Origin of the sequence: Streptomyces sp. NBC_01669 (assembly GCF_026339735.1) — a bacterium.
GTDB lineage: Bacteria > Actinomycetota > Actinomycetes > Streptomycetales > Streptomycetaceae > Streptomyces > Streptomyces yanii.
The window spans coordinates 4,913,502-4,935,693 of sequence record NZ_JAPEQG010000001.1; the positions used below are offsets into that span (position 1 = coordinate 4,913,502).

18 protein-coding genes and 1 pseudogene are annotated in these 22,192 nt (G+C 71.1%); 5 read left to right on the plus strand and 14 right to left on the minus strand.

The window, feature by feature from the left end; genetic code table 11:
• Positions 1–21 precede the first annotated feature (21 nt).
• The 7 genes from OG972_RS22015 to OG972_RS22045 form a co-directional block, all read right to left on the minus strand.
• The gene (locus tag OG972_RS22015; protein ID WP_266984012.1) at positions 22–2,973 is read right to left on the minus strand and encodes a trypsin-like peptidase domain-containing protein; all 2,952 of its coding nucleotides are present in this window, start codon (positions 2,971–2,973) and stop codon (positions 22–24) included.
• A 10-nt stretch (positions 2,974–2,983) separates the two neighbouring features.
• Positions 2,984–3,295: a trypco2 family protein gene (locus OG972_RS22020; protein ID WP_158719168.1), complete on the minus strand. Its 312-nt coding sequence runs from the start codon at positions 3,293–3,295 to the stop codon at positions 2,984–2,986.
• A 420-nt stretch (positions 3,296–3,715) separates the two neighbouring features.
• A complete protein-coding gene (locus OG972_RS22025; RefSeq protein WP_266984017.1) occupies positions 3,716–4,054 on the minus strand; it encodes a P-II family nitrogen regulator in 339 nt (112 codons plus the stop codon).
• A 51-nt stretch (positions 4,055–4,105) separates the two neighbouring features.
• The gene (locus OG972_RS22030) at positions 4,106–5,395 is read right to left on the minus strand and encodes an ammonium transporter (RefSeq protein ID WP_266984019.1); all 1,290 of its coding nucleotides are present in this window, start codon (positions 5,393–5,395) and stop codon (positions 4,106–4,108) included.
• A gap of 279 nt (positions 5,396–5,674) precedes the next feature.
• Positions 5,675–6,502, minus strand: coding sequence for a glutaminyl-peptide cyclotransferase (locus tag OG972_RS22035; protein WP_266984021.1), 828 nt, complete (start codon positions 6,500–6,502; stop codon positions 5,675–5,677).
• A gap of 342 nt (positions 6,503–6,844) precedes the next feature.
• A complete protein-coding gene (locus OG972_RS22040; protein ID WP_266984023.1) occupies positions 6,845–7,939 on the minus strand; it encodes a CU044_5270 family protein in 1,095 nt (364 codons plus the stop codon).
• The gene (locus tag OG972_RS22045; RefSeq protein WP_266984025.1) at positions 7,936–8,607 is read right to left on the minus strand and encodes an RNA polymerase sigma factor; all 672 of its coding nucleotides are present in this window, start codon (positions 8,605–8,607) and stop codon (positions 7,936–7,938) included. Before OG972_RS22045 ends, OG972_RS22040 begins: the two co-directional genes overlap by 4 nt.
• A gap of 142 nt (positions 8,608–8,749) precedes the next feature.
• Between OG972_RS22045 and OG972_RS22050 the strand changes: the two genes are divergently transcribed.
• The gene (locus OG972_RS22050) at positions 8,750–10,315 is read left to right on the plus strand and encodes a serine protease (protein ID WP_266984027.1); all 1,566 of its coding nucleotides are present in this window, start codon (positions 8,750–8,752) and stop codon (positions 10,313–10,315) included.
• A 349-nt stretch (positions 10,316–10,664) separates the two neighbouring features.
• Here OG972_RS22050 and OG972_RS22055 read toward each other — a convergent pair whose 3' ends face one another.
• The 3 genes from OG972_RS22055 to OG972_RS22065 all read right to left on the minus strand — a co-directional run bounded on the left by OG972_RS22055 (position 10,665) and on the right by OG972_RS22065 (position 16,622).
• Positions 10,665–11,063 carry a DUF4440 domain-containing protein gene (locus OG972_RS22055; protein WP_266984029.1) on the minus strand — a complete coding sequence of 133 codons (399 nt, stop codon included), beginning with the start codon at positions 11,061–11,063 and terminating at the stop codon, positions 10,665–10,667.
• A 335-nt stretch (positions 11,064–11,398) separates the two neighbouring features.
• Positions 11,399–16,003: a cation-translocating P-type ATPase gene (locus tag OG972_RS22060; protein WP_266984031.1), complete on the minus strand. Its 4,605-nt coding sequence runs from the start codon at positions 16,001–16,003 to the stop codon at positions 11,399–11,401.
• Between the two features lie 70 nt (positions 16,004–16,073).
• On the minus strand, positions 16,074–16,622 hold the full coding sequence (locus OG972_RS22065; protein WP_266984033.1) for a hypothetical protein: 549 nt from the start codon (positions 16,620–16,622) through the stop codon (positions 16,074–16,076).
• Positions 16,623–16,975: 353 nt separating this feature from the next.
• On the opposite strand from OG972_RS22065, the gene OG972_RS22070 reads away from it, so the two are divergent.
• The 3 genes from OG972_RS22070 (at position 16,976) to OG972_RS22080 (ending at position 18,430) form a co-directional block, all read left to right on the plus strand.
• The gene (locus OG972_RS22070; protein ID WP_266984035.1) at positions 16,976–17,302 is read left to right on the plus strand and encodes a hypothetical protein; all 327 of its coding nucleotides are present in this window, start codon (positions 16,976–16,978) and stop codon (positions 17,300–17,302) included.
• Between the two features lie 163 nt (positions 17,303–17,465).
• Positions 17,466–18,131 (plus strand): class I SAM-dependent methyltransferase, encoded by a 666-nt coding sequence (locus tag OG972_RS22075; RefSeq protein ID WP_266984037.1) that lies wholly within the window; start codon positions 17,466–17,468, stop codon positions 18,129–18,131.
• Entirely contained in the window at positions 18,128–18,430 is a 303-nt protein-coding gene (locus tag OG972_RS22080; RefSeq protein WP_266984039.1) for a sulfurtransferase TusA family protein, read from the plus strand. The genes OG972_RS22075 and OG972_RS22080 overlap by 4 nt, the downstream gene beginning before the upstream one ends.
• A gap of 348 nt (positions 18,431–18,778) precedes the next feature.
• On the opposite strand, the gene OG972_RS22085 is transcribed toward OG972_RS22080, so the two are convergent.
• The 3 genes from OG972_RS22085 to OG972_RS22095 form a co-directional block, all read right to left on the minus strand.
• On the minus strand, positions 18,779–19,210 hold the full coding sequence (locus OG972_RS22085; protein ID WP_266984041.1) for an SRPBCC family protein: 432 nt from the start codon (positions 19,208–19,210) through the stop codon (positions 18,779–18,781).
• Positions 19,211–19,370: 160 nt separating this feature from the next.
• On the minus strand, positions 19,371–19,667 hold the full coding sequence (locus OG972_RS22090) for a hypothetical protein (RefSeq protein ID WP_266984043.1): 297 nt from the start codon (positions 19,665–19,667) through the stop codon (positions 19,371–19,373).
• Positions 19,668–20,181: 514 nt separating this feature from the next.
• Positions 20,182–20,652 (minus strand): carboxymuconolactone decarboxylase family protein, encoded by a 471-nt coding sequence (locus tag OG972_RS22095; protein ID WP_266984045.1) that lies wholly within the window; start codon positions 20,650–20,652, stop codon positions 20,182–20,184.
• A 419-nt stretch (positions 20,653–21,071) separates the two neighbouring features.
• Here OG972_RS22095 and OG972_RS22100 point away from each other — a divergent pair, with 419 nt between their 5' ends.
• The gene (locus OG972_RS22100; RefSeq protein WP_266984047.1) at positions 21,072–21,668 is read left to right on the plus strand and encodes a DinB family protein; all 597 of its coding nucleotides are present in this window, start codon (positions 21,072–21,074) and stop codon (positions 21,666–21,668) included.
• Between the two features lie 89 nt (positions 21,669–21,757).
• Here OG972_RS22100 and OG972_RS22105 read toward each other — a convergent pair.
• A pseudogene (locus tag OG972_RS22105) lies at positions 21,758–21,961 on the minus strand (glycosyltransferase); the annotation flags it as partial.
• Between the last annotated feature and the right edge of the window lie 231 nt (positions 21,962–22,192).

Here is a 22,192-nt window from a genome sequence, read left to right on the forward strand (position 1 = left end):
GGGCATTCGGGTCGCCGAGCGTCAGGCTTCGCCGCGCAACCGCTCTGCCTCCTCGATGAGCCAGGCCGGACGGACCATCTCGACATTGCCTCCGACGCCGTCGGCGGCCCGGGCCAGCGCGTCGGCGGCCGCCTGCGGATCCGGCACCGTCCGGGCGCGGGCCGCCTCGGCGAGCGCCTTCGCCGCGGCGGCTTCCGTGGCCCCGGCGAGCTGCAGGGAGGCGGCTGCTCGCTCGGCTGTCTCGGCGGCCTGTCCGTATCCGCCGTCGGTCCAGTGGGCCCACGCCATGTTGTAGAGGCAGACACCCTCGGTGCGCGGATTCTCCATCGCTGACGCCGCTTGGAGCGCAGCCTCCAGCGATGCCAGAGCTTCCTCCACCCGCCCCAGCGCGAGCATGGCCACGCCCTTGGCGTTCAGCGCGTAGTCCGTGGCTTCCTGGATGCCCACGTCCTGGTAGGCGCGCACGGCCCTGTCGCCCGCTGCGATGGTCTCCTCCCAACGGCCCATGGTCAGCAGGGCGGTGAAGCGGGCGTTCCATGAACGGGCCTCGGTAAGCAGGTCCCCTGATGTCTGTGCGAGTTCGCGCAGCCGGTCGGCACCGGCAAGGGCCGCCGCCCCGTCGCCCAGGGTGCTGTGGGCGAGGCTGAGGCTCAGGATGGCATGCACCTCGGCTTCGGCGTCGCTGTTCTCATGCGCCAGATCGCCGGCCCGGGCCAGCGGGCCGATGGCGGCGTCGAGGCGTCCCAGCTGACGGTAGGCATCGCCCAGGCCGAACATGGCGTTCTGCAGCGCATGGCGGTCATCGAGGCGCTCGGCCAGGTCGGCCGCCTCGGTGAAGAGGTCCGCCGCGTGTGTCAACGGGCCGCCGCCCAACCGGACGTGCCCGAAGCTGATGAGATGGGCGAGACGCGCCCGGTCGTCGGTCAACTGTTCCTCCAGTGTCAGGTGCATCGAGTTCGCCGTAAGCACCGAGCCGTGCCAGACCATCCATTCGCTGATCGTGCCGAGGACCAGTGCGGCCTCGTTCATGTCCCCGGCGCGCACCCGGTGGTCGAATTCGCGTCGGTACGGCTGTATGTCGTCCAGACCGCGCCAGTCCTGGCGGGGCGGGGCGATACTCGCGTACCAGTCGGCCGCCCGCCGCTCCATGGACTGCCGTCCCAGAGCGCCGTCCCGTGGCATGGCGCCGTGCGCGAGGTCGGCGTCCATCGGGTGCAGTGCGAAGGTGCGGCTGGCCCGGTCCACCGACAGCATGCGCATCCGGAGCAGGTGGGACAGGACAGACATGACGTCGAGGCCGGGATCGAGGCCGCGCACGATCCACTCGATCGCCTCCCGCGGCACGGGCGTGCGCAGCACCGCGAGGACGTTCAACACCGTGCGGCCTTCAGGGCCGAGCCGCTGGTACCGGTCCTCGGCGAGGCCGGCGACCACGTTGCCGCGCAGGGTGAAGTCCTCCAGCACGTCCTGCAGCGTCGGCAGCATCAGCGTGTCGTCGGCCATGGCGCCCACCAACAGCTCCAGTGCGCGCGGAACCCCGTGGACACGGACCGCCGCCTGCAGCAGCTGATCGTCGGACAGCTGCGCCACGCCGAGGCTGCCGTCGTGGTCGAGTTCGCGCAGCAGCGCGACGGACTCGGTGGGCGGCAACCCGTCGGACAGCTCGACTTCCGCGGCGAAACGGCGCAACTCGGGTGCGAGCCGCAACGGTATCTGCGACGTGACCAGCAGCCGTGGCGTGGACCGTGCCCGGAAGAGGCAGTCGAGGAAGATCGCGAGTTCGTCGTCGTCGAGTCGGCCGTCGTCCTGAAGCCGGTCCTCGAGATTGTCCATCAGGATGATGAAGAGCTGGTCCCCCATCGCGGCGAACAGCTCACCGATCTTGTCCTGTACAGGGCGGTTCGTGGCCCAGATGTCCAGCAGACGCGTCTCGCGATCGGAGCCGAGCGCGCGGGCGCAGTCGAGGTAGAGGCGTTCCAGGGAGACACCGGAGGTGCGGGTGCTCAGATGGACGAGTCCCGACGGAAGCGGCGCCTGGGCGTGGCCCGGCCACTCGCCCTGCTCCAGCATCGCCATGACCTTGGCGGCGACCGCACTCTTGCCCATGCCCCGTCGGCCCGTGACGGTCACCATGCGGACGGCTGGATCCGCGAGGTGACGGCCGATCATCTCGCGTATCTCGGTGCGGTCCTTGAACAACTCGAGCCCATGCGTGACGGGCAGCCCGATGACCTTCGCGCCCGCCTGCGGGGGCGGAGAATCCGAGACGGGCGGCTCGGCACCCACGTCAGGCAGCGCCTGCGGGTCGGTGATCACCAGCAGCTCGGCCAGCTCACTCCGACGTGGCTCACCGACCCGGCGCAGGGTGTGGTCGATGCGGGCTGCTGCCAGCCGGCCCAGCCCTTCCCACCGGTGGTGTTCGGCGACCACACCGACTATGCGGCTCCCGGCCCATACGGCGGCGCCCGACATCCCCGACCATGGCGACACCTTGGGGTCGGGGTCGGCAGCCGCCACCGGAACGGTGATCTCCAAGGTGCCGGTCCTCAGGTTGGACAGGGCCGCCACGGTCCCGTCCGCCTGGTGCAGTTCCCGGAACTGCCGCCCATCGGGGCTGCGTCGCCGCTTCCACAGCGGGAATCCCGCTGCATGCACACCGATGACGGCATGACGGTCGTCGCCGATACGCCCGAACCGTGCGGGCGTGACGGGAGTGGCACCCGGCTGGGGCGCGAAGGTCAGCACAGCCACATCGGTGCCGGTGTCCGACCAGGCCACCACCGCGGTTGCGACCCACTGCCCCGGTCGGTCGGCGTCGAAACGCACCTGCACGTCTGCGGCCTCGGCCACCACATGGAACGCGGTCAGCACTGCCGTGTCGCCGACCCGGTACCCCGACCCGCGCCGCCCGCTGCCGCCGGTGGTGGTGACGATGACCTCCGCGATGCGGTGCGGGTCCAGGCCGCCGCTCACGGCCGCCCCCTCAGTCCTCACCGAGCAGCTCGTCCCCGGAGATCAACGCCATCTGGTCCGGCGTGTCCGTGCGCACCGGCTGCAACGTCAACGTGAGCTTCTGAGTGACCGTGGCGGACCGCTTCGCCGTCGCACTCGCGTCGAACACCCAGAACCTCACCTTCACCCCCGGCTCGTGGGTCCGTTCCACCCCCACCGTCAGCTCCAGCTCCACCCGCTCCGCCTTGAACCGCAGGTCGGCGTCCTCACCGGCTGACATCGCCCGGCTCAGCTCCTGGCGCAGTTGCGCAATCATGTCCGCCAACTCGACCGCATCATTCACAAGCAGGACCCCCAACCGGCTCTTCTGACCAACTACCCACTGAGCTGGGCAACATCATCACGCATCAGCCCCCCGCCCCGTCCACCCCGACAGGCTCTCAGGGGCCTTCCGGTGCAGCATCCGTGCACAGAACCACGGTGCGGGAGCGGGCGACGCCGACCTGAGCTCACTCGGCCTGCGTATGCCGGAAGCCGCGGATCCGCAGCACCGGCCCGTTCGAGTCAGGTCAGCTGAGCTGACACCCGTTCAGGAGCCGGGCGGCGGAGAGACGCGCTGCCGTGACCGCTGCCGAGCGCGGTTCTGTACCCGTTCCGGCCGCGGCGCCGGGTGCGCGTCCGGGAGACCCACGCGCAGCGGCCGGGGTGCCGCGCGCCACCGCGGAGGGAGACGGAAAGCTGCCCCGGGGACGGGGCGGCTGCGCTACAGCGCGCCCGGGCCCCGCTCGCCCGTGCGGACCCGTACCACCGTGTCCACGGGCAGCGCCCATACCTTGCCGTCGCCGATCTTGCCGGTCCGGGCGGCGCGGACCACCGCGTCGATGACCAGGTCCGCTTCCGCGTCCTCGACGACGACCTCCATGCGGACCTTGGGCACCAGATCGACCCGGTACTCGGCGCCCCGGTACACCTCGGTGTGGCCGCGCTGACGCCCGTAACCGCCGGCCTCCGTGACGGTCAGTCCGTGCACGCCGAGCTCCTGCAGAGCGGTCTTCACCTCGTCGAGGCGGTACGGCTTGACGATCGCGGTGATGAGCTTCATGGGGGCAGGGTTCCTGTCCTTGGGAAGAGGTGTCCAGTGCCCCTCACGGCACTACTGGTGGGCCGGGGTCTGCGAGGCGGCATGCCCCAGGACGCCGTGATCGTAGGCGCTTTCCGCGTGCACCGTCTGGTCCAGGCCCGTGAGCTCCTCCTCCGCGGAGGCCCGCACCCCCATCAGCTTGTCGATCGCCTTCCCGATCCCGTAGGTCACGAGGAACGTGTACGCGGCCACGGCAACCACGGCGACGGCCTGCCGGGCGAGCTGACCCGGTCCGCCGTCGTAGAGGAGACCCTCCGTGCCGCCGGTCATCGTGGCCGTCGCGAACAGGCCGATGAGCAGCGTGCCGACGACGCCTCCGATGAAGTGCACGCCGACCACGTCCAGCGAGTCGTCGTAGCCGAACCGGAACTTCCACGCGACCGCGTACGAGCAGACGGTGCCCGCCGCGAGTCCGACCACGGCGCCGCCCAGGATGCTGACCGTGCCGCATGCGGGCGTGATCGCCACCAGGCCGGCGACCGCGCCCGACGCCGCGCCGAAGGTGGTCGGATGGCCGTCCCGCTTCTGCTCGACGAAGAGCCAGCCGAGCAGGCCGGTGGATCCGGCGACGAGGGTGTTGAGGAGCGAGGCCGCCGCCAGACCGTTGGCTCCGAGGGCCGAGCCGCCGTTGAAGCCGAGCCAGCCGAACCAGAGCAGGCCGGCGCCGAGCATCACCATCGGCAGGTTGTGCGGACGCATCGCGTCCTTCTTGAAGCCGATGCGCGGGCCCAGCACGAGGGCGAGTGCCAGGCCCGACGCTCCGCACGTGATCTCCACCACGAGGCCTCCGGCGAAGTCCAGGGCGCCGAGGGAGTGCGCGATCCAGCCGCCGGGGCCCCACACCCAGTGTGCGACGGGGACGTATACGAGCAGGGTCCACACCGGCACGAAGACCAGCCAGGCCGCGAACTTCATGCGGTCCGCGATCGCGCCGCTGATCAGTGCCGCCGTGATGATCGCGAAGGTGAGCTGGAACGTGGTGAACAGCAGGGTGGGGACGCTGCCGGTGAGGGTGCCGGGGCCGATGCCCGCCATGCCCGCATGGTGGAGGTTGCCGATGAGGCCGGCGAACCCGTCGTCGCCGAAGACCAGTGAATAGCCTGCGACCAGCCAGACGACGGTGACCAGCGCGATGGACACGAAGCTCATCATCAGCATGTTGAGGACGCTCTTCGTGCGGACCATGCCGCCGTAGAACAGGGCCAGTCCGGGGGTCATCAGCAGGACGAGCGCGGTGGCGGCGAGCAGCCAGGCGGTGTCGCCTGTGTCGAGGCCTGCCGCGGCCAGGGTCACGGGGTTCAAGAGGGAGTCCCTCCTCGGGGCGGCGTGCGGGTCGGCCGACAGAGAGGGTGACCGGCGCGCGTTTCGTAATGAACACCCGCGCGTTTCCGGCGTATTTCGTTGCGCGGGGGTGACCGAGTTCTCGCCGCGGCCGTGGCGGGGGCGGGGTCCTGCGACAACCGCCGCAGGACCCGCCACGCGGCTCGCGCCGTGTGTGCCGAGCCCGGGCGCGCTCCGGGGCGTACCCGGTGTGGGTTTCACCGTGGCAGCCGTCGTGATGCCGGAATGACAGGTGGCGGTTCACCTGGGAACGAAGGCGACCCGGAACATCTTGGGCCACCACTTGCCGGTGAGCAGGAACTGATCGGTTCCGGGAACAGCCGCAATACCGTTCAGGACGTTTGCGTGCCGCCTCTCGGCTGCGCTGAGCAGGGCCGGAACCCGGATGTCTCCGGTCACCCTGCCGGTGGTGGCGTCGATACGCACGATCCGGTCCTCGGGCCAGACGTTGGCGTACACGATGTCGCCGACGCATTCCAGCTCGTTCAGCTGCCCCACAGGCCGCGCATCGGCGGTGACGGTGATCTCCCCTGTCCTGAGGAGTGTTCGGGGGTCCCGGAAGGTGAGCCGGGCGGAGCCGTTGCTCGTCACCAGCCGCCCGCGCTGCCGCTGGTAGCAGACCCCCCAGCCTTCGTCCCGGTAGGGGACCCGGCGCAACTCGGCCAGCGTCCTTGCGTCCCGTTCGACCGCGATGCCGTTCTGCCAGGTGAGCTGCAACAGCGTCGGCCCCATGACGGTGATTCCTTCACCGAAGAGCGGCGGGGGCAACTCGGCGCGGGCCACAGGGGACTTGCCCGGCCGTCCCATCCGGGCCGAGGACTGTCCGGTCAGGCCCGTGCTCTCGTAGAGCATGCCCTCGGTCATCTCCAGGCCCTGGGTGAAGGCCTTCGGGTCGTGGGGCAGGATCTCGGCGACCTCGACGGTCAATTGCTCGATCCCTGCCGCCGCCCGCCCCTGCATGCCGGGGCGGCCGGGGTCCTCGGCTCCGCTGCCCGCCCCACACGAACGGACGAGCATGACACCGGCCAGGGCCGCGACCGCGAAGGGGGCGGCCAGCGCACGACGCATGACCTCACCCTGGCACAGATGCCGACCGGAGCAGCTTTGCCCCGCCCGGCTCGGAGGCGTTTGCTCGCAGGGCGTTGTTGCCCCGGGGCCGGCGGCGCCCGGGACCGGGCCCGCTGGGGGACGAGGTCGCCGATCGGTGCAGTCCGTGCACGCACACGGGCCGGTGCCACCTGATTCCACGGTCGTGTCCCGGCCGGGACCGGCTTCCCGTCCCGCACCGCTGCCATCGGCCGCCTCCATCGCTTTTTGCGGCCTTCTCGGCTTCCTGAACGGATGGGGGCCGGTAGCTGCCGGCCCCGGTGGAACCGCGATCCGGGGCGGCCCATGTGCACGGCCGCCCCTCTATGCGGTCATCGGCACGGGAGTTTCGCCGGCACGGTCGACTGCGGCCTTGGTGAGGACCGCGGAGGTGCCGACAACTGTCCCGGCCGGGCCGGCGTCGCCGGCTTCGGTGAGGACCGTGCGTTCACCGAGGAATGCGTACGTGGTCCGGTCGAAGACCCACTGCGTCTGCTGCCCGTGCGCCGTACGGGCGACGGCAACGCCCTCGCGTCCCGTGGCGTCGGTGGCCGCATGGATCACCGTGACCCCGGGGATCCTCGCGGCGGCCTTGTAGAGCGCGGCGCTGACCTGTGGTGGTGCCCAGGTCTCGGCCAGCAGTTCGCCGATCGCGGTGAATGCTCGCTGGTCCGGGTCCTGACCCTGTCCGCGGGTCTCGTCCCGGATCAGTTTCAGCAGGGCGTCAGGGTCGGTGGGCAGCGACGCGACGTACTGGTGGGTCGGGTTGCTGATCGACGGGCCCCTCTTGCCCGCGGTGCTCGGCCGGGGTGTCGCTCCTGGGCCGTCGAGGGTGTGGACCGGTGCGTCGGCGTCGAGCGGGGTGTCGGGCCCGCCCCCCTCGCGCAGCAGGCCGGGGCGGCTGCCGTCGGCGGGCGACCACACCTGCCGCGTGTGTACGGGAGCCATGGTCACGGGGCCTCCTCCGGCGCTCTGCGCGGCGTAGGCGACCTTGCTCTCGATGTACACGAACTGGTCGGCACGGACCGTCGGTTGCTTCCTTCCGGCGGCGGCGAGTGCGATGCGGTCGAGGAGCTGTGTCACCTCGGGTGCGCGGGGGGCGCCGCCACGCGTGACCGCGGTGGTGCCACGCCCGGGCTTGTCCGCGAGGTTCACGGCCACGACGCCGCAGACCGCCACGGTGCAGGCGACGGCCGGCGCCAGGACCCGGACCAGGCGCCGGCGCGGGCGCGAGGCCCCGGTGGTGAGGACGCCGGGCGGTTCGGCGAGGGCGGCCTTGCGCAGCAGTGCTTCCTTCAACAGCAGTTCACGGTCGGGATCCAGGCCGGGGACCGGCGGCGGGGGCAGCAGGCCGGTGAGTCCGAGGCGTTCGGTGTCCTCGGACCGGTGATGCGTACGGCGCCGCGGGGAGGTGTTCATCCGTGGTTCTCCTGGGTCAACGGCCGGGCCACGGGGATGCGGTCCGGTACTGGCTTGGCGGGGCTGGCGGAGTGGTCCCTGCTTTCCGCCGCGGCCGGCCGATCGGCTCCGGCGGGCGTGGTCTGCGAACGTGCGGCGCGGGCTTCGGCGCCGGCGAGCTCGCGCAGTCGGGTACGGGCGCGGGACAGGCGAGACCGGACGGTGCCGACCGGCACACCGAGTGCGTCGGCCGCGGCCGCGTAGTCCAGGCCGGCCCACACCACGAGGGTGAAGACCTCTCGGTCGCGGCGCCGCAGGCGGGCGAGTGCGGTGTGCGCGGCGCGCAGTTGCTCGGCATCCGCGAGGTGCGTGACGAGATCGTCGACGAAGTCCGGAATCGAACCACGCTCCGGCACGCGGGCGAGCGCGATCTCGCGGCGTCGGCGTGCGCGTGTGTTGCGGCGCATGATGTTGGTGGCGATTCCCAGCAGCCACGGGCGCAGACTGTCCCCGTCGGGGCGCAGCTTCTCCCGGCTGCGCCATGCTTCCAGGAAGGTCGCCGAGACGACGTCTTCGGCCTCCGCCCAGTTGCCCGTCACCCGCAGGGCATAGCGGTACAGCACCTGGGCGTGCTCGTCGTACAGCTCTCCCAAGGCGTCGCGGTCTCCGCGGCGGAAGCGATTCCTCATGAGTGATTCCACACTCTGCTCTGCCGCGTCCGTTGCGCCGGTTCCGGTGACGTGCGCCACACGTGCCGCCCTGGGCCGCGCCGTTGCACCCGGCGTGACGCAGCTCACGGGAACGCCGGCGCCCGGAAGCGCAGAGCAGATCATGAACAGTTCTTCCGTACCCCGCCGGAGTGTCCTGCGCACTCTGGCTCTCGCCGTGGCCCTGGTCGGCAGCGCGACGCCCGCATGGGACACCACCGCCTTCGCCGCGGAGCCGGCGACATACGCCCTCACGATCACTCACCTCGACCGCACCGGCCACAGGACGGGGGACTTCGCCACCAACGTCACCGGAATCTCCGGCCCGGGTGCCGACGAGGCCGTCCATCCGTACGACGCCTCCGGCACGACCACCGTGCGCCTGCCCCGGGGCCGGTATCTCCTGGACAGTTCCCTGACCACCGGTAACGAAGCGGACGGGACGGACTGGATCGTCCAACCGCGCCTCGACCTCGACCGCGACACCACCATCACCGTCGACGCGCGGACCACCCTCCCCGTCGACGTACGGCCGCCCGACCGCTCCGCAGGCTTCCTGCACAGCGCGATGTTCGTCCAGGTCACGCACGACGGCGCCACCCGGGACGCCAACCTGATCAACTCCAGCCCGAACCTGCGCGTCGCGCACCTGGGCCCCGACAGCGAACCCGGATCGGTGAAGCAGTGGTTCGACGCGTACTGGACGACCGAGACCGTCGGCTACGCGCTCGGCTACACCTTCACCGGCCCCCGCGCCCTGACAGGGCTCACCCGGCACCCCTCCCCGGAGGACCTGGCCACCGTGCAGATCCGCGGCGCGGCCCGACCGGGCACCGCAGGGACCGCGTCCGTCGACCTGCAACCGAGTGCCGGACCGACCGTCGGCGTCGCCCAGATGCTGGCGACCCCCGGCACCGCGACCTACCTCGTGACACCTGAACGCGGCACCTGGGACATCGCCTACACAGCCCCCGGTACGCCCGGCGCGGCATCGAACCGCTACAGCGCCAATGGTGTCGCCGTGCGGGCCGGGGGCACGACCACGCACACCTTCGACAACGCCGTCTTCGGTCCCGACCTCACCGGCCGCCCCGGCGTCGTACGCGACGGCGACCGCGTCGCCGTCGATGTCCCGCTGCTCGCCGACGGCGATGGCCACGTGCCGTCGTCACCGCAGTACGACAAGGCCTCGACCACTCTTCACCGCAACGGCGTGCGCGTCGGGACCCAGGCGGGCGCCCCCGGACGAGCCGCGTTCACCGTGCCGCCGGGGAGCGCGGAGTACCGGCTCACCAGCATGGTGAATCGCAAGGGTGCGCCCGGCACCACCACGCGTGTGACCGCGTCGTGGACCTTCACCTCGCTCACCACGACCGGCCCGACCCCGGTGCCGGTGAGCGTCGTGCGGTTCTCGCCCGCGCTCAGCCCGACCGGCACCGCGGCGGCGAACGCGACACTCCGTATCCCCGTCACGGTGCTGGGCGCCGCCGCGGACGGACGTGTGCGCTCGCTTGCCGTCTCGGTATCCGTGGACAGCGGCGCCTCGTGGACCCCGGTTCCGGTCGAGGGCGGCGCCGTCACGATCCACAACCCGCGCGCGGGGGCCGGCGTCTCCTTGCGCGCGGAGCTGACCGACACCGGCGGGAACACCCTCACCCAAACCGTCATCGACGCCTACCGGACACGATGACCCCGTAGTCCGATCAGAGGTCACCCGACAGGCTCTGAGACCTTCGGCTTCCGGCACCTTGGGCGAGGAGGAGCTCCAGGGCAGCCGGCTGGACCTCTTCGATTGTGGGCAAGAGGTGGGGCATCTCTTCCTTGTGGTGTCTTCCGGCCGGCGGAAAGAGCTCAGGTGACGCGTGCAGAACTCCTGGGCGAAGGAACGGAGTTGATCGGCCCGTTCCTGCCGGTCGGAGGGTTCGGCCGTCTTCATGCGGCTGCGGCGGCGGTTCCAAGGAGTGATCCGGCGGCCGCGAACCGCATGAAGACGGGCAGCCCCCTGCCCGCCGTCCCGCCCCGACGGGGTGCCCGACGAATCAGGGTCGGTCGTGCCAGGCGACTGCCGTGATCCGCCAGCCGTCCGCGGTGCGGACGAACTGGATGGTCTTGGTCCCGGCACCCTCGAACGGCTCACCGTCCAGGATTCCGGACTTGCGGTATTCGCCGAACCGCGACGCGATATCGCCCGCGACCTCGGTCCGTTCGGAGGTCTCCCACTCGGAGAACTCGACCAGTCGGCCGTCGGACAGCAGCCGCCGACGGGGCTCGATGAACTCGTCCACGGTGTAGACCGTGAACCTGGGGGCGGTCGTGACGATCACGCCGCTTGGAAGGACCAGCCGCCGGATCCGGTCCACGTCGGCAGCCTTGCCGCCCCGGTTGTCAAAGGCGCCGAAGAACTCGGCGGTCAGTGCGTCGATCTCGGTCTTGGACATGGACGCGACGCTAACACCGAAGGAGCGAGGGCTCAGCCGCCGAGACCAGCCGGCCGACCGGGGGTGGACGCAGCCATCCTGACCTGCGGCGGAGCTGCCCGTGATCCGAGGCCCGGACAGCCTCGGACAGGGCTGAACGCTGTCAGTCCCGCAACGACGGCCGGGCAGCGGTCTCCTGGTCAGGGTGACTGGTCGGAGCCCCTGAGCCGGCTCTCCCAGGCCCAAGCGGCGGTCTCGACCCGGTTGCGGACCTGGAGCTCGGCCGCGAGGGACGCCAGGTGGCTCCTGACTGCCGCTGCTGACTCCCGTCGCCGCCCTGAATCACCTTCAGGTCGTCAGTGGGCGAGCCGCACCACGGGACGCACTCGCGAGGTGAGGTCGGCCAGCAGTCGGTCGGCCTGCGGCAGTACGCGGGGTCCGAGGGCGGCGGCGCCGATGGCTACGGCCACGCCGGCCCACGCCAGTGGGCCCAGCGGCGTGCACCCGAAGAAGTGGCTGACGACGGGCGTCTGGACGAGGGCGATGAGCACGGCAGCAGTGCCGAGGACGGTGGCCAGGACCAGTGGGCTGTGGCGGCGTCCGACGACGGTCTGGGTGAGCTGGGCGCCGACCACACCGCACAGGGCCATCGTGCTGGTGCGCCGCGCCGAGCCCGGAGTGAGGCTGCCGATCAGCCATGCGATGGCGGCGCCGATTCCGGTGATCAGGCCACGATGGCGGATCTGGCGGGTCAGGGGCTGGCCGAGGACGGCGAGGCCTACCGGTGCGTCGTCGGCTGCGGTGGGCTCACCGGTGGGCTCCGGATCGTGGGGGGTGACCGCGACCGCCATCGCCGGGAACATGTCGGTGAGCAGGTTGACCAGCAGCAGTTGACGCGTCGTCAGTGGCGACGTACCGGACAGCAAGGTGCCCAGTACGGAGAAGCCGACCTCGCCGGCGTTCCCTCCGAGCAGAATGCTGATCGCGTCGGCCACGCTTCGCCACAGGGCACGGCCCTCGCCGATGGCGTCGATAAGAACCGACAGTTCGTCGTTGGTGATCACGAGGTCCGCGGCGTTGCGTGCGGCGGCCGATCCGCGCGCCGCGATGCCGACCCCGACATCGGCGGCGCGGATGGCGGCGGCGTCGTTGGCGCCGTCCCCGACCATGCCCACGACGCGTCCCGCCTCCCGGAGCGCCTCGACCACCTGCAGCTTCTGCTCGGGTGCGACGCGAGCCACCACGCCGCAGTCCCGGAGCAGGCGCGCCCGCCCCGCCCGGTCGAGTGCGGCCAGCTCGTCACCGGTGACGACCGTGACATCCGAAGGCCAGCCCAGAGCGACCGCCACGGAACGGGCGGTCTGAGGGTGGTCGCCGGTGAGCATGACGGGTCGTACGCCGATCTCGCCGAGACCGGACACGAGCGGAGCCGAACTGGCGCGAGGGGTGTCGGCCAGTGCCACGAATCCGATGAGTTCCAGCAGTTCAAGGGGCTTGTCCAGTGCCTCCGCCGCATCTTCCGCCGCGAGGCGGCGCTGGGCGACGGCCAGCAGCCGCAGGCCCTGGGCGGCAAGGGCATGCACCGTGTCGACGGCTGTCGGATCCGCATCGGGGCAGCAGGGCAGCATGACTTCAGGCGCCCCCTTGACGACCAGCATGTCCTCGCCGTCGTCGTCTCTTCCGACGGCGGCCGCGTAGCCCCGGCTCGCCTCGAAGGGCTGGGCCCGCACGGTGGTCCACCCGATCTCGCGCGGGGCGGCTGCCAGGACGGCCTCGTCGGTGGCGTGGGCGTGGACACCCGGCTGCTCGGCGACGCGCGGGCAGGCCCGGGCGGCGATGCGAAGGATCAGTTCCGCTTCGGGGTCCGACGCCGGGTGCTCGGCGCCGGCGGCAGTGACCAGGTGGACGACCCGCAACCGGTTCTCGGTGAGGGTCCCGGTCTTGTCGAAGCACATGGTGTCCACGCGTCCCAGGGCCTCCAGGCTGCGCGGCGTGCGGACCAGGACACCCAGTCTGCTGAGCCGCCGCGCCGCGGACATCTGCGCCACCGTCGCCACCAAGGGCATGCCTTCGGGGACGGCGGCCACCGCGACAGCCAGCCCGCCCTGGAGCGCGGTGCGCACGGGGCTGCCGCGCAGCAGGGACAGACCGGCCACCGCGGCGCCGCCGGCGAGGGTGAGGGGCAGGACCCGGCGGGTCAGCCGGTGCAGTCGTGCCTGGACCCCTGCCGAGGTGGGGACCCGGGCGGCGAGGGACGCCGCGCGGCCGGCTTCGGTCTGGTCGCCGGTGCCCACCACCACGGCGCGGGCGTGGCCGGCCACCACCGTGGTGCCCTCGAACACCATGCAACTGCGGTCGGCGACGGGCGCCTGTGGTACGGCGTCCACCTGTTTGCGGGTGGGCAGTGACTCGCCGGTCAACGAGGACTCGTCGACCTCGAAGCCGCTGACTTCCAGCAGGCGCGCGTCGGCCGGCACGACGTCATTGGTGCGCAGCTCGATCACCTCGCCGGGCGCCAGTCGTTCGGCCTCCACGAGGGATGCCTCATCTGCTGACACGTCGGGGAGGCGCCGGGCTGTTCGCCGTTGCCCGGTGACGAGCTCGGACAGTGCCTGCTCCGCGCGCAGCCTCTGCACTCCGCCGACCAAGGCGTTCCCCGCGACGGCGCCGATGACGAGGAATGCGTCCACAGCGGACCCCAGCAGCGCCGACGCGGTGGCACCGACCAGCAGGATCGGGGTGAAGGGGTCGTCGAGTTCGGCCCACACGGCGCCTGCCAGATGTGCGCCGACCCGCGTCGGCGCGAAGGCCGGGTGAGTGGCTGCGGCGCCCACGACGCGGCCGGCCCGGGTCCGCACCACCGCCCATGCGGTGGGCGCGGCCCGCGGCGCCCTCGCCAGCCGGGCCATGACCTCCTCCGGATGCAGAGCGTGCCAGGGCACCCGCGGCCCGGGGTGCGGGGTCGTACGGGCGGCGACACCCAGCGCGGTGAACCAGCCCGACACCAGAGCCGCGGCGGTGGCGATGTTGACAGGGCTGATCCGCAGTTCGAGGGGGAAGGGGACCCGTTGCGTCCGGGCTCCGCGGGTGAGTACCAGGAGCTCGGAGAGCGTGGCGCCCGCCTCGGCAAGGAACTTGGCCCGTCGGGCGGCCGCCCGTGCAGCGGGCACGGCGGACAGCAACCGCCACGTGCCCTCCAGCCCGCGCAGCGGCAGAATGTCCGCGCCCCAGACGACAGCGCTGCGCTCGTCGGCGACGGCGACGGCGATGTCACTGCGGAGCAGCCCGTCGAGTACGTCGCGGGCGGCCGCGGTCGACGCCTGTTCCGCTGCAGCTCGGCCGTCCGGCACGCGCGCCACCGTGAGGACCGTCCGCCCGTCGCTCTGCAGGCCGGCCACCACATCGGCCAACGGCATCCCGGCAGGGACGAGTTGGTCGGCCAGCGTCCCGAACTCGCCGAGCGAGTGGTCGTCCAGCACAACAACGTGCAGGCCGGCCCGGCGCGCCGCGTCCAACGCGGCCTCGGCCATCGGGTCGACCTCCCAGCCGACCAGGACGGTACCGACGTCTTCGCCGCGCACCGACGCGATCATCAGTTCCGTGTCCGACCGTCCCGTGTGCGACGCCAACTCGTCGGGCACCGGTCGCAGGCCGAGTCCCGCCTCCCCGGAGGGCACTGCCCCGTCCCCGGGCGCACTCAGGGCTGCGGTGGACTCCCGCCACAGCCGACGGTGATCCCAGCCGGCCGTGCTGGGGTGGACCTCGAGCACCGCGCGCCGAGTGCCGCGCAGCGCTTCAGGATGAAGGACCACGGTGTCCACAAGCTCCAGTCGGCGCAGCCGATCGGGGCTGCGGACCAGCACGTCCTCGCGCGCCAGGGCACTGCCGAGCGCCGCGGTGAAGGCCGCCGGGCCGTAGCGCGCAGCCTTGGGCGAACCGGCCAGTACGGTCTCGGCCGCCTCATCGAGGTTGCGGGTGAACAGGAGCGTGGTGAGGGCGCCGCCCAGCATCCCGTTGATCGCGGCGTCGGCATACTTGTCGCCGGGGCACGAACGCAGCGGTGGACGTACGACGTCGTCTCCGGCCACGGTCAGCCTGTCCGGAGCGCACAGTGTGTCGTGCAGGGCGTCGAACGTCGCGAGCTGGGCAACGGACTCCACCAACTGTGCGGTCCGCAATGCCGCGTCGAGCAGCAGCGGACTCGGCGACTGCCCGACCCCACAGACAGCCGCATGGGCCGCGGCGAGCACCAGATCGGCCATGTCCGGGCCCAGCGCGCGGCTCAGCACCGTCCGTACCCGGGAGTCCTCACGCATCACGACGACCGCGGCCACGACGACCTCCGGCACCGGCTTCAGAAAGACTGTCCGTGCCACGAGGGAGGTGGCGATGCCCGCCGCGTCGCACGCCACGGCGACAGCATTGGCGCGCACGCCCCCGGCTGCACCCGGGTGCGCGTGTTCCAGCGTCTGGTCACCGACGTGCACCAGCCCGTGTTCGGCGGCCAGTTCGGACACCCAGTCCACCACATGCTCGCCGATCGCATCCTCGGTGGTCTGCATGACCAGCCGCCCCAGGCCGCCGTCCCAGTAAGCGATCAGCACGTCAGGGTGCTCGGCCAGCTCGACCGCCACTTTCTCGGCGGCTGCCTCGAGCTGCTCCGCGGTGGGTTCCTGCGAGTCCGGATGGTGCCGCAGTGCGACGTGCATGCGGGAGCCGGCGCGCCAGTAACCGACGTGAGGGGTCACGGCGTTGCGGGCGACCCTGCCGACCCGCAGTGCGGTCGCCGACACCGCCGCCGCGCCGCTCACGGCGCCACGCGCACCGGCGCTCACCAGCTCAGCGACCATCCGGGCCGTGTCGGTGGCCGGCGGGGCGATCCTGCGCGTGGCCTCGACGGGGGCAGCCAGGGCGTTCTGGAGGACCACGGCGGGCAGCCCGGTCAGCAAGCGGAGCAGCATGTCTCACCTTCGCGGGCTTGCCGCACGGGTCGGCGGCGGAACGGTGGTCGGAGCGGGTGGAAGGCAGGCGTCAAGGCTTCTTCCGCCCACCTGCCTTGGTGCGTGAGGTGTTCGCGGCAGCGCGCTTGGACGAGCGGGCCTTCGCAGTGCCCGAGGTGCTCGTCGACTTGGGCGCGCGGGTTTTCGCCGTCCCCGACGTGGCCTTGCCCGGACGGGACTTCGCCTTCCCGGTGGCGGTCGACGCCTTGGCCGACCCGGCGGCGTGCTTCGCCTGCAATGCTTCGGCGCGGGCCTCGCCGGCTGTCTGGGCCGCCGCGACATCCTTGGGACGCGGCTGCGTGAGCCATACCACGGCGGCGCCCGCCGCGACCACTGGCCACTCGACCACACCGGCCACGCCGAGCAGCCCGGCACCGGTGTAAGCCGCGACACGCCGTGTATGGGGCGAGACGATCCCGACGGAGTCCAGAACACCGTCGACGAATCCCTTGACCCTCTCGGCGCCAGGGACCTTCTCCATGGCCGTCGTCACCGTCTGCATGGGGTGCGCCAGCGTCTCCTGGACGGGATGCTGCACCTTCGTGTCCCCTGAGCCATGCGCATGGGAACTGTCAGTCATGGTCGCTCTCCCTCCGTAGTGAAGGTGAGGCATGCACGTCGACGCCGTGGCGCTTCTCACCTTTCCGGCAACCTTGACCAGATCGGGCTACTTCGGCAACTCTGGACATATCCAACTGCGCCGTTCGGCGTAGTCGGCGGTGAAGTGCGCTGCGCTGTGAATTCCCTGCTGAGACAAGTCCGAGAAGATCGGCGTCCCGGTCCCGGCAGAGGCCGCTGCGGATCGCTGACCGACACCCCGCGCGAGTCCTGGGCCGTTGAGGAGGCGACGGCAGAGTGCCCGGCTCGGCCCCGAGCCGTCATCCCGAACGCCCACCGCAGTCAACGGGCCCAACCTCCTGTGGAGGCCGCTTCATGCGCATCGAACTCACCTGGCCGCGCCCCGACGCCGACGACCGGACCCTGACCCTTGCGCTTCCCGACCTGCCCGCCCTGCGGCACGCGAGCCGACTGTGGACTCCTGCCGTCCTTCTGCGCGCCGTCGCATACGCAGAGCCCGTAGTCGCAGCCACAGCCATCGCCGCCGGCGCCGGCCCGCTCACCCGGGCCGCACTGCCGTACGCCCTCCGGTTCGCCCGGCAGGCACTCGATATCGGCACACCCGCCGCCACCGCGAGCCGGACAGCGCGGGCACTGCCCCATGGATCGTCCTCGCCGGCTCCTCGACCGCCTGCGTCCTGAGCGACGTACCGACGTACCGGAGAACGGCCGTAGGGGCCAGGGCCAGGTCGAGCTCCCCGGCGCGAGCGCCTCTCACCTGCGCCCCGACGACCGCTCGCTGCGGCGGCGCAGCGTAGACCTAGGCTGGCCCACACGGGACCGGGCGGTGGAGAAGGGCGTCAGCATGTCGGAGCACGAGCGGGAGCTCGCCGGGGCTCAGCGGGAGCACTGGCAGCGGACATACGGCGAGCACCCCGGCATGTACGGCGAGGAGCCGTCCGAGCCGGCCGTCCACGCCGCCCGGGTGTTCCGGGCGGCCGGGGCACGCCAGGTTCTGGAGCTGGGGGCCGGGCACGGCCGCGACGCCGTCTACTTCGCCCGTGAGGGCTTCACCGTCCAGGCGACCGACTTCAGCCCGGTCGGCCTGGAGCAGTTGCACGAGGCGGCCGGCGCCCAGGGCATGGCCGAGCGAGTCGCGACCGCGGTGCACGACGTACGCGAGCCGCTGCCGCTGGCGGACGGCTCGGTGGACGCGGTGTTCGCGCACATGCTGCTGTGCATGGCCCTGTCCACGAAGGAGATCCACGCCCTGGTCGGCGAGGTGCGCCGGGTGCTGAGGCCGGGCGGCGTCTTCGTCTACACCGTCCGTCATACCGGGGACGCCCACTACGGGGCCGGTACGGGGCACGGCGATGACATCTGGGAGCACGGCGGATTCGCAGTGCACTTCTTCCCCCGCGACCTGGTCGATGCTCTCGCCGACGGCTGGCAGTCGCAGGAGGTCCACCCCTTCGAGGAGGGCGACCTGCCCCGCCGGCTGTGGCGCGTCACCCAGACCCTCCCCCGGTGAGCGCCTCCCCGGTACCGGCCGCCGACATCACCGTCGACGGCACCGGTCTGCTGTGCGTCACTCTCCTGCTCCGCCTGCGGTCCCGCATCGCCGACGCCGAGCCGGGCACGGTCGTCCACGTCATCGCCACCGACCCGGCCGCCCCGCTCGACCTGCCGGCCTGGTGCCACATGGTCGGGCACGACTACCTCGGCCCCCTGTCCGGCGCCGACCGGGCGACGTACGCGCTCAGGCTCGCCCCGGACGCCCGCCCCACCCGGCCCGGCGCCCCCTGGCACCCGGCCGAGCCGGTCCGCTGACCGGCTCGGCGAGCACCGCGCCCCTCGGTATCGTCCGGCGCGCGCAGCGGCCGGAGCTTCTTCTTCCCAACTCGGGGAGTTGGGACGCCGTGCCGATCCTGGGTCTTCGTCCACGAGCGGGTGACGAGAATCGAACTCGCGCTCCGAGCTCGGGAATCAACGCCGCCGCCTGCGGTCGACATGGGGCTTACCAGGCCAGTTGCCGACGGAGCGCCCGTACACGGGTGCACGGGGCCGTTGTTGACCGCTGTTTGCCGCGGCGCTGAGCGCACGGACGGGCCACGAGGGCCGCACTGCCGTCGTACGCCCTCGCGAAGCGTGAGGCCAATCCCTATCGGTGGGGGCGCCTCACCGTTCCCGTTCCACCAACTCCTTGAAGTGCTCGAGGTCGTCCCGTACAAGCCGTTCGATCGCGGTTGCCTGGGCGAATCCCTTCGGCCCGCCGAACGCCTCCTTGAGGGTGCCCGGGTCGTACTCGATCCGGGCCTGGACTCGGGTGTGCTCCCGGTCGATGGGCAGCAGTGAGAAGGTTCCCGACAGGTCGGGACCGCTCGTGGTCTGCCACTCCATCATGTGTTCCTTGCCGCGGTCGGTGATCTCGGCTTCGAACTCCTGAGCTCGGCCGCCTGCGTCGATGTCCAGGCGCGCCCGGTGCCCGTCCTGCGAACGAGCCTCGCGTACTCCTTCGACGAATCTCGGATAGGTCTCCACCTGGTGGAGACTTTCCCAGGCCACAGCGATCGGAACATCAACGTCGATCTGTTCTTCGAGAGTGCTCATCGGCCACCTCAAAACTCGGTTCACCGTTTATGGGGCCATGACTCCATTGTCGCCCCGGAGGATCGATGGGGGTCGGTGTCGGTGTCCGCGGGGCCGGCGGGCCGGTGCTGTCCGTCCTCGCCCGGCGTTCCGGAACGCGGGCACAAGGACCGCGGCGGCTTCAGGCGTGCCCGACTCCGAGTTCGCGGCCGCGGTAGAAGCCTTCCCGCTCCTCGACGATGTAAGGGGCCATGGCCTCACGCCGCTGTGTCTCCGCCGCGGAGGCCCGCCAGGAGTCGCACGCCTCCTTGGTGTCCCAGAACGACACCCCGGTGATCTCTTGCCCGTCCTCGGACCAGTACGCGTAGGCGCGGCGCAGCGCCTGTGGGTACGGGTCCGGGCGCCAGGCCCTCTCGAACTCCTCCAACGCGCCCGGCTTGATGCGGCGCGTCGTCACCCAGACAAAGTGCTCCACCATCGCGGCCTCCTCTGGAATGCCGGTTCGACTTGATGGCGCCTTCTCGAGCCATCGTAGGTTTGTGGCACCGCTTCCGCCCCTGCTGCGGGGGAGCGCGGTAGCCCCAGGCCGCTGAGCGGGCCCCGGGCGACGGGGCAGGAACTGACGAGCAGGCGTCGGTGTCGTGCCCCACCATCAAGGGAAGTCGACTGTTCCGATGGGCCACCTTCCAGATAGCCGCCGGCGAGTTGTTGAGGTCGCGCCTGGGGTCGATCGTGTAGTGCCTCGTGCACACGGAACTCGTGCCGTCGGCCACACACGTCGGCGCCTTCTCGCTGCTCTTGAGGACAGCGTCGGCCTTGGCCAGGCTGCGCGCGCCTGCACCGCCTCGCACTCCGATCGACCGTGGTTCACTGCTCGATCCGGCAGGACCGCCGGGCGGACCAGAACAACACCCCGGGCCCCCGCGAGGGGCGCCCGGGGTGTGATGCCCCAGCCGCGGGGGCACCGGCAGTCCGTGGCCAGGCACTCCTGGTTACGCGAACTGGCCGGGCTGGTAGTCGCCGGCGGGCTGCTGGATGATGACGTTCGCCCGGTTGAAGGCGTTGATGAGGGCGATCCCGCACACCAGCGCGGCCAGCTGCTCCTCGTCGTAGTGCTTGGCAGCGTTCGCCCACGCCTCGTCCGTGACCCCGCCGGCCGCATCCGCGATGCGGGTGCCCTGCTCCGTCAGCTCCAGCGCGGCCCGCTCGGCCTCGGTGAAGACCGTGGCCTCCCGCCACGCCGCGACCAGGTTGAGACGTACCGAGGTCTCACCGGCGGCGGCGTCCTTGCTGTGCATGTCGGTGCAGAAGCCGCACCCGTTGATCTGACTGGCGCGGAGCTTCACCAGCTCCTGCGTCGCGGTCGGCAGCGTCGAGTCCGCGAGCACCTTTCCTGCCGCAATGATGTGCTTGAAGACCTTGCCGAAGGCCGGACTGCTGAAGGCGTCCAAGCGGGCACTCATGGTGATCTCCTCTGCCGTTGTCGGTGCTTACACACTTACGACGGCACAGCTCGGCAGGATGTGACATGAACGTCTGTGACCTGCGTCTCCCCTCCCGCACCGCAGCAGGGGCCACCACGACGACGTTCAGGTCCGCCGCCGAGACGTCGCCCCTGGCCCCGAGCGTCCCCAGTCACTCAACGTTCGGTGGCACGGACCGGGTGGTCACCGACCCTCAGTGACAACGATCAAACTCTGATGACACGGGACAGAGGTTTCCCGATCTGTAGTCACGGCAGGGTGGATGTCCCGTCTCCTTCGATCCGGCCTCTGTCTCAAGTGGTCCGGTCCGATTCGCTCGTCGCGTCAGATGATGTGGTTCGCCGGGAGCTGTGGACAAAGCTCGCGCGACAAGATCGCGCGAGCGGCAGACTGGCCCCATGACCGCATCGGATCCCAAGACTGACCTGCACTTTTACCTGCAGTCCGCCCGCGATGCCCTGCTGTGGAAGCTCGAGGGGCTCTCGGAGTACGACATCCGCCGCCCGCTGACGCCGACCGGCACGAACCTCCTGGGCCTGGTGAAACACGTGGTCGGCGTGGAACTGGGCTACCTCGGCGACACCTTCGGACGGCCGTCCGGCGAACCGCTGCCCTGGGTCGAAGACGGTGCTGAGCCCAACGCGGATATGTGGGCCACCGCCGACGAGTCACGTGAGCACATCGTGGAGCTTTACCGCCGGGCGTGGGCGCACGCGGACGCGACGATCGACGCGCTGGCGCTGGACACGATCGGCCGGGTGCCGTGGTGGCCCAGCGGTAGGGACGAGGTGACGTTGCATCATGCAGTAGTGCGCGTGATTGCCGATACGCACCGCCACGCCGGGCACGCCGACATCATCCGGGAACTCATAGACGGTGCCGTGGGGATGAACAAGGGCAACGACAGCATGGGGCTGGGCAGCGACCCGGCGTGGTGGGAGAAGTATCGAAGCCGACTGGAGCATGCAGCTCAGGAAGCCGACCGAGACGCGTAACTTCGGATGGACCGAGTCAGAGGCGATCGGCACTCACCCGTACAGGGCCGGATCAGCTGAGACCACATCCGGTATCCAGTCGCCCGGAATCAGATCAACCGGGGCCTTTGTCCGCTGGCCACGTCGAGCAGCAGCTTCGCGGCCACCGCCGCCCCGTCGGCGCGGATCGTGCCGGCCACGGCCTTCGCTCGCGCGCTGGTCTCGGGGGTGAGGGCCGTCCTGAGCGCGGCCGACAGGGACTCGAAGGTCGGAGTCGGACCGTCGTGTGCCGCGCCGATGCCCAGGTCGGCCACCATCTCTACCGGGCCTTCCCCAAGCTTGGCATCACCTCCCGTACCGAACTCCCGCTGCTCCTGGGCCAGGACCGATGACCCGGCCGGGCCAGGCGGCACGGACTGCCCTGGGCGAAGCTGCCAACAGAAAGGCCCCGGGCTGTTGGCCTGGGGCTTTTTCATGGAGCGGGTGACGAGAATCGAACTCGCGCTCTGAGCTTGGGAATTACGGGTTGCTTCGCTCTGTAAGGC